This window comes from Isoptericola sp. NPDC060257, from assembly GCF_042726645.1.
In the GTDB taxonomy this organism is placed as follows: domain Bacteria; phylum Actinomycetota; class Actinomycetes; order Actinomycetales; family Cellulomonadaceae; genus Isoptericola; species Isoptericola nanjingensis.
The window spans coordinates 1-12,232 of record NZ_JBHXAW010000118.1; the positions used below are offsets into that span (position 1 = coordinate 1).

Genomic DNA, 12,232 nt, shown 5'->3' on the forward strand with positions numbered 1-12,232 from the left:
CATAATCCTCCTACACGTCCTTGGTGACCTTGGAGATCACGACGGCGAGCTCGGCCTCGTAGCTGACCTCGCGCGTGAACTCGGGCAGCACCACCGGGTCGTCGGGCCCGACGACGGCGGTGTTCGGCTTGAAGAACAGCAGCGGCGTGGCCGGCACCTCGCCGCCCATCTCCTTGGCGTGGTCGGCGTAGTTCTTGCCGACGGCGACCACCTTGGAGCGCGGGATCACCGGGGCGAGCAGCCGGACGCCGTCGCCCAGCTCGATCCGCTCCCCCGTCGGCATCGCCGGCATGTAGAGCGGGTCGCCGCCGAGGACGGCGAGGAACGTCTTGTCGCCCTCCTGCTGGACGAGGGCGAAGCGGGGGTCGTCTCCGGTGGTGAATCTCGCGATGCGCACGCGCCCAGGTTCCGCGGGGCGCGTGCGCGGCACCGTCAGCCGCACCGTCAGGCGCGGGCGAGCACCTCGCCGTGCAGGATGGCGAACCAGCCGTCGGGCGCCTGCGCCCACGCCTGCCAGTCCTGCGCGATCTGCTCGAGCGCGACATCGTCGGCCAGGCCAGACTCCTTGGCCTGCACCGCGAAGTTGGACTCCACGCAGCGTTCGGCCCACAGCTCGCCCCACCACTGCCGGTCGGTCGGCGTGGCGTAGCACCACGACGACGCGGAGGGCACGATGCCCTCCAGCCCGGCCTCCTGCACCCACGACATGAGGCGGCGGCCGGCGTCGGGCTCGAAGCCGTAGGCGTGCGTGACCTCGTGGTACAGCTCGTTCCACTCCGTCAGGCCCGGGGTCTCGGGGTACCAAGCCATGCCCGCGTAGTCGGCGTCGCGCACCGCGACCATCCCGCCCGGCTTCGCGACGCGCTTCATCTCGCGCAGCGCGGCGACCGGGTCGGACAGGTGCTGCAGCAGCTGGTGCGCGTACACGACGTCGAAGGAGTCGTCCTCGAACGGCAGCTCGTAGGCGTTCGCCTGCTGGAAGCGGACGTTGCCGTACCCGAGGGCCGCGGCGTGCTCGCGCGCCGCCTCGAGCACCTTGGGGCTGGCGTCGACGCCGACGACCTCGCCGCCGGCGAGGATCCGCGCGAAGTCGGCGGTCACCGTGCCGGGTCCGCAGCCGACGTCGAGCAGGGACATGTCGTCGCGCAGGTGCGGCACCAGGAAGCCGGCCGAGTTCTGGGCCGTGCGGCTGCGGTGCGAGCGCAGCACGGACTCGTGGTGCCCGTGCGTGTACGACTCGGACTCCTTGCTGGGCACCGTGTGGTGGGTGCTGGGTGCCTCGATCGCGTCGTTGAGGTCGGCACCGGCGGGTTCGGGGTCGCCCTGGGGTGCGGGCTCCGCGCTGAGGTCACTCATGCTCCTACCGTAGTGACCGCGCGGCCTGCAAGCCGTGACGTTCTCACGCACCGGGACGACGCGCACCACCCGCCGGTGGCATCATCACGCCATGACCGCGGCCACCGGCGCGCCGACCTCCCGTCTTCGTGCCGGGCTGCGCGTCGGCCTGCGCCGTCTCGCCGGCGGCCCGGGACGCGTCCCGGGGGTCGACGTCGCCCGCGGGATCGCCGTCCTGGGCATGTTCACCGCCCACGTCGGCGTGACGACGCCCGACGCCGGGCCCGCCTGGTGGCTGCTCGACCTCTCCCACGGCCACTCCTCGATCCTGTTCGCGCTGGTGGCCGGCGTCTCCATCGCGATCGTCACCGGCGGGCCGCGCCCCCTCGACGGCGACCCGCTGCGGCGGGCCCGCCTCCGCCTGCTCGTGCGCGCCGCGCTGCTGCTGGTGGTCGTCGCGCTGCTGGACCTCCTCGGCACGCGCGTCGCCCTCATCCTGGGCTTCTACGCCTGCTACTTCGCGCTCGCGCTGCCGTTCCTGCGCTGGCGGCCCCCGCGCCTCCTCGCGCTCGCCGCGGTGGTCGCCCTGGTGGGGCCGCTGCTCGCGTACTGGGGGCCGGAGGCGCTGCTGCGGGCCGGGCTGCGGCTGCCGCACGACGGCTCCGGCGCCGTCACGGACTTCGTGCTCACCGGCCACTACCCGGCGATCGTCTGGATGGCGTACGTGCTCGCGGGCATGGCGATCGGGCGCTGCGACCTGCGCTCGCCGCGGCTGCGCCGCGGGCTCCTGCTGGGCGGGCTGGCCGCGTGGGGTGCGTTCTCGTTCCTCTCCGGCGCGGTGGTGGGCGCCGCCGGCGGCGAGGAGGTCGTGCTGACCTCCCAGGTCATGGCGCGGCAGTCCGTCGACACGACGCCGTTCGCCTGGGGCGACCCGTGGCCCGGCGTCGCGGGGCTCTTCCTCGACGGCCCGCACGACGACACGACGATCGAGGTGCTCGCGTCGGGCGGGTTCGCGGCGGCGGTCGTGGGCCTGTGCCTGTACGTCGGCCGGGTCGGGCGGTGGGTGCTGGCCCCGCTGGCCGCCGTCGGCTCGATGGCGCTGACGGTGTACTCGCTCCAGATCGTCGCCGTCTGGCACTGGGACCTGCTGGGGTCCACCACCAACGGCCCGCTGCTCGTGATGGTCCTGGTCACCCTCGCCGCGGCGACGGCGTGGCGGTTCCTGCTCGGTCGGGGCCCCCTCGAACGGCTGGTCGGCGCCGTCAGCGACCGGGCAGCGGGTCCGCCGCCAGGGCCGCCGGCTGCGCCTCCGGCCGGGCCGTCGTGAGCCCGGCCGGGTGCGCCTCCAGGTCCGCGAGGACGTCGGCCGCGTCGAAGGCCTCGGCCGGTGCGAGCGCCCCGGCGCCCCGGACACGCCCGTCCAGGAGCCGGACCACTCCCTCCGCGAGGATCGGGGCGGACACGGCGTAGATGTCCTGGCCGGCGACGGCCGTCCGGTGCGTCGTCCCGCCGCGTCGCACGGCGACGTCGACGACGAACCGCTGCGGCGACCGGGCTCCGTCGCCGGGCGGAGGTGGCGTCCGGTCGTCACGGAGCTCCGCCAGCGGGGCGCTGCTCAGGTACGAGGTGAGCTCGCCGACGGCGAGGTGCCGCGTGACCGTGACGACCTCGGAGAACGGCAGCTCGACCACCGGCTGCTCGCCCAGCGGGGCCGGGAACGCCCACCGCCCGGTGGGCGCGGGGTCGGCGAGCGGCACGAGGCGGCCGCCGCGGACGACGAGGCGGGTCGCGGTGTTGCGCTCCCCCGTGACGCGGGTGCCGGCGGTGGGCCACCAGTGGTCCAGCCCGACGGCGACCTCGACGGAGTCCGCCCCGCGCTCGCCGTCGAGGACGGCGGTGACGAGCAGGTCGGCGAGCCCGCCGTAGAACGCCATGGCGGGCACGACGGCGACGCCGGCGGCACGCGCGGGGGCGTCGAGCCGCTCGTAGAGGTGCTGCACCGCGGGCTGCTCGGCCGTGACGTCGAGGTAGTGGGCGCCGGCCGCGACCGCCGCGCTCGCCAGCGGCACGGCCGTGTCGAGGAACGGTCCGGCGCAGTTCACGACCACCGCCACGCCGTCGAGGGCGGCACGCGACCTCGCGGCGTCGTCCACCCCCACGACCCGCACCTCGAGCCGCGGGTGGCGCGACGCCACGCCCGCGAGCCGCTCGGCGCCGCGGCCCGCGAGCACGGGCGTCAGGCCGCGCCGGACCAGCTCGTCGACGACGAAGCCGCCCGTGTGCCCGCCCGCGCCGTAGACCATCACTGCCTGAGGTGTCCGCATGGCTCGATCCTGGTCACCGCGGTGTCTCGCGACGAGCGTCCCGAACGACATGGTGCGTACAGTTTCGGACATGCCGCGCCTCGCCCTCGTCGTGCACGACACCGCGATGCTGTACGAGACGGCGATCGCCGCGGAGATCTTCGGCGTCGACCGCGCGGAGCTGTCCCCCGGCGGCACCTGGTACGACTTCGTCGTCTGCACGCCGGAGGGCGAGCCCCACCCCTGGCTGCCAGGCGTGCGGACCGCCCCGTACACCGAGCTGTCCCGGGTCGACCGCGTCGTCGTGACGTCGACCGCCGACCCCGACGCCGCGCCGGACCCGCGCCTGCTGGACGCGCTCCGGGCGGCGCACCGCGGCGGCGCCACGATCGCCGCCCTGTGCACGGGTGCCTTCGTCCTCGCGGCCGCAGGTCTGCTCGACGGCCGGGCTGCGGTGACGCACTGGATGCACGCCGACGACCTCGCCCGCCGGTACCCCGCGGTGCAGGTGCGCGCCGACGTCCTGTACGTCGACGACGGTGACGTCCTCACCTCGGCCGGCAAGACCGCCGCGCTGGACCTCGCCCTCCACCTCGTGCGCCGCGACCTCGGCGCGACGGCCGCCAACGGCATCGCCCGCCGACTGGTCGTCCCGTCGCACCGGGGCGGCGGCCAGGCCCAGTTCGTCGCGGCGCCGGCCTCCCCGAGCACCGGCTCCGGGCTCGCGCCCACGCTGGAGTGGGCGCGCGCCCGCCTCGACCGGCCGCTGACCGTGCGCGACCTCGCCGCGCACGCCGGGCTCAGCACCCGGCACCTCGCCCGACGCATGCAGGCCGAGGTCGGGACCGGACCGCTCGACTGGCTGCACCGGCAGCGCGTCGCGCGGGCGCAGGAGCTCCTGGAGCGGACCGACGCGTCGATCGAGCGCGTCGCCGCCAGCTCCGGGCTGGGCACCGCGGCCACGCTCCGGCGGCACTTCCACCGCAGCGTCGGCGTCGCGCCCGCCGCCTACCGAGCCGCGTTCCACGTCCGCTGAGCCGTCGGGAGCGGCGGGCGACGAAAGGCCTGTGCCTGCCGGGCCCGACCTGCAAGGATGCCCGGGCACGACGAGAGGAGCCGACCGTGACCGAGCCGATGGCGCTGCTCAGACGACGCCTCGACGACTCCGGCATCGCCGACGTCGTCTCCCTCCAGCCGGCGACCGGAGGCCTCGCCGCGACCGCCGCGCTGGCGCGGCGGGCCAACGGCTCCGCGGTGTTCGTCAAGGGGTTCGTCGAGGGGCTCGTCGAGGTTCCCGACGACGCCTTCACGACCGAGGCCGAAGGCCTGACCGCCCTCCGGACGCTCGGCGGCGTCGCCACGCCGGAGGTGGTCGACGTCGGCCCTGGCCTGCTCGTCCTCGAGGTGCTGCACCCACGCCCCCGGGACGAGGCGTTCTGGGAGCGGCTCGCGCACACGCTCGCCCGGCTGCACGCCACGACCCACGACCGGTTCGGCTGGCACCGGGACAACTGGCTCGGTCGTCGACGGCAGGACAACACCTGGGAGGACGACGGGTTCGCCTTCTTCGCCCGGAGCCGCCTGCTGCGGTGGCTGGGCGAGCCGCGGGTCGACGCCGCCCTGGGTCCCGCGGACCGGTCGGCCCTGGAGCACCTGTGCGCCCGGCTTCCCGAGCTGCTGCCGGACCGCCCGCCGTGCCTGACGCACGGCGACCTGTGGGCGCAGAACGTCCTCGCGACCGCCGACGGGCGGCCCGCACTGATCGACCCCGCCGTGTCGTACACGTGGGCCGAGGTCGACCTGGCGCACCTCTGGACGACGGCGCCGCCGCCCGAGTCCCGCGGGTTCTTCGACCTCTACGCCGAGCTCACCGGCCTCGATCGCGGGTGGCGCGACCGCATGCCGATCCTGCAGCTGCGCCAGCACCTCGCCGTCATCGCGCAGTTCGACGACGACTGGGGCGCCGCCGAGCAGGTGCGGGCCACGCTCGCCCCGTTCCGCCGGGGCTGACACGCCTGTCGCTGCGACCTCAGAGCGTCACGGTGCCCGCGATCGTCGTGACGGCCGCGCCCCCGACCCACACCTCGCCGGCGGCGTCGCGGCGCACGTGCACGCGCCCGCGGCGGCCGAGGGCGGTGCCCTGCGAGGCGACGTACGACGCGGGCAGCAGGCCGCCCGCCAACCACTGCCCCAGCCCGGCGTTGAGGCTGCCGGTGACCGGGTCCTCGGCGACGCCGATGTCGGGGACGAAGGCGCGCACCTCGACGGCGGCGTCCGACTCCCCCGGCGCGTAGGTGCCGACGACGCCGGTCTTCAGGCCGCCGAACGCGGCGAGGTCCGGCTCGACGGCGAGCACGGCCGCCGCGTCGCGCAGGCGCGCCGCGACCCAGCCGGGGCCGTTGTCGACCCACGCCGCGTCCTCGATGTCCGCCACGCTCACGCGCAGGCCGCGCGCGATCTGCGCCAGGTCCTCCGGCGCCACCGAGCCGGACCGTCGCTGGGGCGGCGCGGCGAACGCGAGCCGGTCGGCGCCGTCGCGTCGGACGGTGACGAGCCCGACGCCGCACTCCTGGACGACGTGCTCCGCGGAGCGGGGCGTCCCGCCCGCCTCGAGCCACGCGTGCGCGGTGCCGAGCGTGGGGTGGCCGGCGAACGGTAGCTCGCCGCCGGGTGTCCAGATGCGCAGCCGGTAGTCCGCCGCCGGGTCCGTGGGACGCAGCAGGAACGTCGTCTCGGACAGGTTGGTCCACCGCGCGAAGGCGGCCATCTGCGCGTCGTCGAGGTCGTCGGCGTCGTGCACCACGGCCACCGGGTTGCCGGTGAGCGGGCCGGTGGCGAAGACGTCGACCTGGCGGAACTCGTAGGTGTGCGGCACGAGTCACACGCTAGTCCGGGCGGGAACGTGCTCGCCGCGCTCGTACCCTGAGGGGATGCGCGCGACGACCCTCGACGACCCGGCGGCCCCCGCCGACGCCGTCGTGCCGCGCGACGCCTGGGAGCCGCGGGCGGCCGCGCACGCCGCCCGCGCGGACGGGCTGACCGCGGTGTGGCGCGAGGCCCGCGACCGCGGCGCGAAGCACGCCATCGAGGACTTCCTGTTCACCTACTACCCCACGCGCGTGAGCCACCTGCGCCGGTGGCACCCGGGCCCGGGCGTGGTCCTCGCGGGCGCGGCCGAGCACGCCGGGTGGCGCTGGTACCGCGAGGTGGGGCTGCCGGGCGAGGGGGGCGCCGCGCGCGGCGCGGGCGCGACGCTCGACGTCGACGCCTTCGTCGCGGATCGCGGCGACACCGTCCGCTACGTCCGCGCGCTCGTGTCGGCCACCGCCGGGCGGCCCGGGACGTTCGGCTGCTTCGGCCTGCACGAGTGGGCGATGGTCTACCGCGACCGCGCGGCGGGGCGCGACCACCGCCACCCGCTGCCGCTGCGGCTGGGTCACGACGGCACGGACGCCGTCGTCGAGTCGCACCGCATCGGCTGCTCGCACTTCGACGCCTACCGGTTCTTCACGCCCGAGGCCGCGGACCGCAACCAGCTGCGCCCCACCCGCGAGCGCCAGCCGGCCATGGAGCAGCCGGGGTGCCTGCACGCCGGGATGGACCTCAACCCTGAGTTTGCAGACACCGGCGACGTGCTGCACCTCACGCGTGAGACCCAGTTGGCCTACGAGCAGCCTGGCTGCCTCCATGCTGCGATGGATTGCTACAAGTGGGCCTTGAAGCTCGGCCCCGCGGTACCTGGCGACCTCCTGCTCGATGCCTTCGAGCTGGCCCGAGAGATCCGGTACACCGACATGGCGGCCTCGCCCTACGACGTGAGCTCCTACGACATCAAGCCCGTGCGGATCGAGACTCCCGAGGGCAAGGCCGAATACGTGCGCCGCCAGCGTGACTACGCGGAGCGTTCCAACGCCCTGCGCCACCGCATCGTCGCGGTATGCGATGCCCTCCTCGCGCACGATTCCCGCGCTGGTCGTCAGCCTGGATGAGCACCGGCGCCGTGAGTCCCGCCGACGCTGACAGCTACGAGTGATCCGACCGGCGCCAACGGCTCCAACGCGCACGGAGTTGGGGCAAGAGCGCCCGAAGGTACGCGGCCGCTTCGTCATCGGTTGTCAGCGGCATGGGCAACTGGACCGCGTAGGTTCCCCATCGTCCGGATGGGTCGGGCTCGATCGCCACCTTGAAGTACTCAGGCATGCCCGTCTCCCAGATGAGCGAGCACACGCTCCCGTCAGGCGCCTTGACCCAGCCATCGCCGCAGTCGCCATAGCTGACGTACATGCCGACGGTGAAGCCATCGACCGTCGCTGTCGGGTACGACTCGTCCACAGAACGCACCGTACCGACAGCGTGCGGGACAGCACGCATCGATGGTGCCTGCGTCTGCACCACCAACATGGACCTCTACAAGTGGGCGCTCAAGCTCGGGCCCGCGGCACCCGGCGACCTGCTGCTCGACGCCTTCGAGCTGGCCCGCGACATCCGGTACACGGACATGGCCGCCGCCCCCTACGACGTCTCGTCGTACGGCGTCGAGGCCGTGCCGATCGAGACGGCGGAGGGCAAGGCGGAGTACGTGCGCCGGCAGCGAGGGTTCGCCGCGCGCGGCCAGGAGCTGCGCGCCCGCCTGGTCGCGGTCTGCGACGTGCTCCTGGGCGTCGCCGCCGGCTGACGACGGCCCCGGGTGCCGGTCAGTCGGACACCATCCCGCTGACCAGGGCACGCCAGGTCACGGGCCCGACGACGCCGTCGACGAGGACGCCGAACGCCGACAGCGCACGCTGGAACCCGCGCACCGCGCTCTCCGTCCTCGGCCCGAAGACCCCGTCGACCACGAGGTCGACGTCGACGCGGACGTCGAGCTCGGACTGCGCCCCGCGGACGGCGTGGCCACGGCTCCCGGTGCGCACGGTGACGACGATCGCGCCCCAGGTCCTGGGCCCGACGACGCCGTCGGCCTCGAGGCCGAAGTCGCGCTGGGAGGCGCGGACGGCCGCCTCGGTGAGCGGGCCGAACGTCTCGTCCACCTCGAGGTCGTGGCCGTGCTCGTTGAGCAGGTGCTGCAGCGTGCCGACGGGGTGGAACCGGTCACCGGGACGGACGACCGGCCAGGGGTCGAGGGCCTTGCTCGTCGTGACGGACATCGCCGCCTCCTTCGTGGGGCCGGGCCGGGCGGGTCGTCGCCCCGGGAAAGCCTGGCGCCCTCGCGGGGAGGGAGCACGGCGCGCGCGGCCAGATACGTCGCCCAGGGACGTCGGGGCGCGCCCGTGCGTCAGCCGGCGCGCCGCGCCCGCAGCGCCGCCTGGGCGTTGCGGTTGGTGCACGCCGTGGAGCAGTACCGCCGCGAGCGGTTGCGCGACAGGTCCAGCACGAGGCCCCGGCAGTCGACGTCGGCGCACACGGCGAGGCGGGAGTGCTCGTCGGCGCGCACCACGTCGATCATCGCCATGGCCGTCTCGACGGCGATGCGGTCGTCGAGCGGCGCGTCCGGGGAGACGGCGTGGACGTGCCAGTCCTGGCCCTCGTGCCGCACGAGCCGAGGCGCCGCCCCCGCCTGCTCGAGCAGGCGGTTGACCTGCGCGGCGGCCTCGTCCCGGCCCGCCAGCAGCAGCCCGCGCAGGCGCGGCGCCAGCGCGCGCACGCGGGCGAGCTCCGCCTCGGTGCCGTCGTGGCGGCCGGTGTACCCGTGCCGCACCAGGAACGCGTCGAGGTCGGCCGTCGTCGTCAGCGTCAGCGGCGGCTCCTCGGCGTTCACGAGGTCGACCGCCGCGCGCAGGGAGTTCACCGTGTCATGTGCGAAGACCACGTTGACACGTTATCGCATCCGGCCTAGCGTCATGGGTCATGAGCGATGTCGCACATGACGCGCGCACGACGGCGCGCACCGGCCTCGGCGCGGGGCTCGCCCTCGCGGTCGTCTCCGCCGTGACGTTCAGCCTCTCCGGCCCGCTCGCCGCCGGCCTCTTCGCCACCGGGTGGAGCCCGGGCGCCGTCGTCCTGGTACGCGTCGCGGTCGGGGCGGTCGTCGTCCTGCCGTTCGGCGTCGTCGCCCTGCGCGGCGACTGGTCCCCCGTGCGCCGCAACGTGCGGCTGCTGCTCGCCTACGGCGCGCTCGGCGTGGCCGCCACGCAGTTCTGCTACTTCGCGGCCGTGCAGCACATGCAGGTGGGCCCCGCGCTGCTCATCGAGTACTCCTCCCCCGCCGCCGTCGTCGCGTGGCTGTGGCTGCGGCACGGGCAACGCCCCGGACGGATCACGCTCGCCGGCATCGCGCTCGCCGCGGCGGGCCTCGTCCTGGTGCTCGACCTCGCCGGCGCCCGGCTCGACCCCGTCGGCGTGGCCTGGGCGCTCGGGGCGATGGTGGGCGTCTCCGCCTACTTCCTGCTCAACGCCCGCACCGACACCGGGCTGCCGCCCCTGAGCCTCGCGGCGGGCGGGCTCGTGGTCGGCGCCGTCCTGCTCGGCCTGCTCGGCGCCGTCGGCGTCATGCCGCTCACCGCGTCGGCCGACCCGGTCGCCCTCGCCGACGCCGTCGTGCCCGCCTGGGCGGTGCTCGCCGCGCTGGGGGTGGTGACCGCCGGCGTCGCCTACGTCACCGGCGTCGCCGCGGGGCGACGCCTCGGCGCGCGGCCCGCGTCGTTCGTCGGGCTGCTCGAGGTGGTCAGCGCCGTGTTCTTCGCGTGGGTCTTCCTGGGCGAGCTGCCGCGCCCCGTCCAGCTCGTCGGCGGGCTGCTGGTGCTGGCGGGGGTCGTCGTCGTGCAGCAGGGCGAGGCCGCGACCCGTCGCACGCCACCGACCATCGAACCGGCGGCCGAGCCGCACCCGACGATCGAACCGACGGGAATGCCGTAGCCCGTCGGCTCGATCGTGAGGTGCGGAGATGTGACGATCTGGTCATGTCCCGCACCCTCGCCGCCGCCCCGTCCGAGCCCGTCGTCGTACCCGAGCGGGTGCGCCTGCTCGCCGGCGACGACGACGTCGTGCCCGTGTGGCGCAACGAGCTCGGCGGCCTCACGTTCCGGCTCACGGGGACCTCGGGCGCCGAGCGCTACGTCAAGTGGGTCCCCGCAGGCACGCCCGAGCTGGACCTCGACGCCGAGGCCGCGCGTCTCGCCTGGGCGAGCCGCTTCACCCCCGTGCCGCGCGTGCTCGACCGTGGCGCCGACGACGCCGGCGCCTGGCTGCTGACCGCGGGCATCCCGGGCCGGTCGGCCGTCGACCCTCGCTGGCTCGCGCGCCCGGACACGGCCGCGCGCGCGATCGGCGCCGGCCTGCGGGCGATGCACGACGCGCTCCCGGTCGACGGCTGCCCCTTCTCGTGGGGCGTCGCCGACCGGACGGCGCGCCTGTCCCCCGACGCCCGCGCCCGGGTCGGCGACGTGCCCGCCGTCGACCGGCTGGTCGTGTGCCACGGGGACCCGTGCGCCCCCAACACCCTCCTGGACGACGACGGTCGCTGGACCGCCCACGTCGACCTCGACGCGCTCGGCGTCGCGGACCGCTGGGCCGACCTCGCGGTGGCCAGCTACAGCCTGGAGTGGAACTACGGCGACGGCCACGAGCCCGCCTTCTTCGAGGGCTACGGCATCGCGCCCGACGCCGAGCGCATCGCCTTCTACCGGCACCTGTGGGACCTCGGCTGACCCCCTTCCGCCCTACGGGTAACCCCGTACGACCGGCGGGGCAGATCACAGTCAGATGATGCGGTTCCCCTGATGTGCGGGCCGGACCGACGCCGTAGCGTCGAATTTGTCCAGTTTCCTCACGAACACAGGAGAAGAGCAACGATGCGTCTTCGTCCCACCCTCGTCACCGCGGCCGTCGGGCTCGCCGCGCTCCTGGCTCCGCTCGCCGCGGCGCCCGCGGCGTCCGCCCACGGCTGGGTCACCAACCCGCCGAGCCGCCAGGACCTGTGCGCCAGCGGTTCCCTGTCCTTCGACTGCGGCAGCATCAAGTACGAGCCGCAGAGCGTCGAGGCCCCCAAGGGCTCCACGCAGTGCTCCGGCGGCAGCGGCTTCGCCATCCTCGACGACGAGTCGAAGCCCTGGCCCCGCACGACGATCGGCAACAGCGTCACGATGAAGTGGAAGCTCACCGCGCAGCACGCCACCTCGACGTGGGAGTACTTCGTCGACGGCGTCCTGCACCGCACGTTCGACGACAAGGGCGCCAAGCCCGACGCCGTCGTGAGCCACACGCTCGAGAACCTGCCGCAGGGCGACCACACCATCCTCGCCCGCTGGAACGTGGCCGACACCGTCAACGCGTTCTACGCCTGCGTCGACGTGACCGTCGGCGAGGGCGGGACGGTCGAGCCGACCGACCCGCCCGTGGACCCGACCGACCCGCCGGTCGAGCCGGGCGACTGCGAGGACGCGGCCTGGAACCCGTCGTCCGCCTACACCGGCGGCACGAAGGTGTCCTACGAGGGCCGCGCGTACCAGGCCAAGTGGTGGACGCAGGGCGACACCCCGTCCTCCTCGGCCGGCCAGTGGGCGGTCTGGACCGACCTCGGCGCCTGCTGACCCCGCTCCGTCGCAACGAGCGTGCTGAATTGCTCCTCATGCGGGTCGAATGAGGAGCAATTCAGC

At 74.8% G+C, this 12,232-nt stretch carries 13 protein-coding genes and 2 pseudogenes; 8 read left to right on the plus strand and 7 right to left on the minus strand.

Features of this window, described 5'->3' with window-relative positions; genetic code table 11:
• Window positions 1–13 precede the first annotated feature (13 nt).
• Window positions 14–397 (minus strand): annotated as a pseudogene (locus ACFWEK_RS11420) (fumarylacetoacetate hydrolase family protein); the annotation flags it as partial.
• A gap of 47 nt (window positions 398–444) precedes the next feature.
• Window positions 445–1,356, minus strand: coding sequence for a class I SAM-dependent methyltransferase (locus ACFWEK_RS11425; protein ID WP_430545827.1), 912 nt, complete (start codon window positions 1,354–1,356; stop codon window positions 445–447).
• Window positions 1,357–1,447: 91 nt separating this feature from the next.
• Here ACFWEK_RS11425 and ACFWEK_RS11430 point away from each other — a divergent pair, with 91 nt between their 5' ends.
• Complete coding sequence (locus tag ACFWEK_RS11430) at window positions 1,448–2,662, plus strand: heparan-alpha-glucosaminide N-acetyltransferase domain-containing protein (RefSeq protein ID WP_430545828.1); 1,215 nt, start codon at window positions 1,448–1,450, stop codon at window positions 2,660–2,662.
• Here the strand turns inward: ACFWEK_RS11430 and ACFWEK_RS11435 are convergent.
• Entirely contained in the window at window positions 2,598–3,659 is a 1,062-nt protein-coding gene (locus ACFWEK_RS11435) for a saccharopine dehydrogenase family protein (RefSeq protein ID WP_430554121.1), read from the minus strand. The two genes, ACFWEK_RS11430 and ACFWEK_RS11435, sit on opposite strands and share 65 nt — an antisense overlap.
• 70 nt (window positions 3,660–3,729) lie before the next feature.
• Between ACFWEK_RS11435 and ACFWEK_RS11440 the strand changes: the two genes are divergently transcribed.
• Window positions 3,730–4,674 carry a GlxA family transcriptional regulator gene (locus tag ACFWEK_RS11440; RefSeq protein ID WP_430554122.1) on the plus strand — a complete coding sequence of 315 codons (945 nt, stop codon included), beginning with the start codon at window positions 3,730–3,732 and terminating at the stop codon, window positions 4,672–4,674.
• A gap of 86 nt (window positions 4,675–4,760) precedes the next feature.
• Entirely contained in the window at window positions 4,761–5,648 is an 888-nt protein-coding gene (locus tag ACFWEK_RS11445) for a fructosamine kinase family protein (protein ID WP_430545831.1), read from the plus strand.
• A gap of 19 nt (window positions 5,649–5,667) precedes the next feature.
• On the opposite strand, the gene ACFWEK_RS11450 is transcribed toward ACFWEK_RS11445, so the two are convergent.
• A complete protein-coding gene (locus ACFWEK_RS11450) occupies window positions 5,668–6,513 on the minus strand; it encodes a PhzF family phenazine biosynthesis protein (protein WP_430554123.1) in 846 nt (281 codons plus the stop codon).
• A 55-nt stretch (window positions 6,514–6,568) separates the two neighbouring features.
• Here ACFWEK_RS11450 and ACFWEK_RS11455 point away from each other — a divergent pair, with 55 nt between their 5' ends.
• Window positions 6,569–7,627 (plus strand): 3-methyladenine DNA glycosylase, encoded by a 1,059-nt coding sequence (locus tag ACFWEK_RS11455; RefSeq protein ID WP_430545833.1) that lies wholly within the window; start codon window positions 6,569–6,571, stop codon window positions 7,625–7,627.
• 34 nt (window positions 7,628–7,661) lie between these two features.
• On the opposite strand, the gene ACFWEK_RS11460 is transcribed toward ACFWEK_RS11455, so the two are convergent.
• Window positions 7,662–7,970: a hypothetical protein gene (locus ACFWEK_RS11460; protein ID WP_430545834.1), complete on the minus strand. Its 309-nt coding sequence runs from the start codon at window positions 7,968–7,970 to the stop codon at window positions 7,662–7,664.
• Between the two features lie 67 nt (window positions 7,971–8,037).
• Between ACFWEK_RS11460 and ACFWEK_RS11465 the strand changes: the two are divergent.
• Window positions 8,038–8,313: pseudogene (locus ACFWEK_RS11465) on the plus strand (3-methyladenine DNA glycosylase); the annotation flags it as partial.
• A gap of 19 nt (window positions 8,314–8,332) precedes the next feature.
• Here the strand turns inward: ACFWEK_RS11465 and ACFWEK_RS11470 are convergent.
• Window positions 8,333–8,785, minus strand: coding sequence for a peptidoglycan-binding protein (locus ACFWEK_RS11470; protein WP_430545835.1), 453 nt, complete (start codon window positions 8,783–8,785; stop codon window positions 8,333–8,335).
• A 128-nt stretch (window positions 8,786–8,913) separates the two neighbouring features.
• Window positions 8,914–9,447, minus strand: coding sequence for a CGNR zinc finger domain-containing protein (locus ACFWEK_RS11475; protein WP_430545836.1), 534 nt, complete (start codon window positions 9,445–9,447; stop codon window positions 8,914–8,916).
• A gap of 38 nt (window positions 9,448–9,485) precedes the next feature.
• Between ACFWEK_RS11475 and ACFWEK_RS11480 the strand changes: the two genes are divergently transcribed.
• From ACFWEK_RS11480 to ACFWEK_RS11490, 3 genes are all read left to right on the plus strand, one after another.
• Window positions 9,486–10,493, plus strand: coding sequence for a DMT family transporter (locus ACFWEK_RS11480; protein WP_430554124.1), 1,008 nt, complete (start codon window positions 9,486–9,488; stop codon window positions 10,491–10,493).
• Window positions 10,494–10,537: 44 nt separating this feature from the next.
• Window positions 10,538–11,284: a phosphotransferase gene (locus ACFWEK_RS11485; RefSeq protein ID WP_430554125.1), complete on the plus strand. Its 747-nt coding sequence runs from the start codon at window positions 10,538–10,540 to the stop codon at window positions 11,282–11,284.
• A 144-nt stretch (window positions 11,285–11,428) separates the two neighbouring features.
• Window positions 11,429–12,166, plus strand: coding sequence for a lytic polysaccharide monooxygenase (locus tag ACFWEK_RS11490; RefSeq protein ID WP_430545839.1), 738 nt, complete (start codon window positions 11,429–11,431; stop codon window positions 12,164–12,166).
• Window positions 12,167–12,232: the final 66 nt, after the last annotated feature.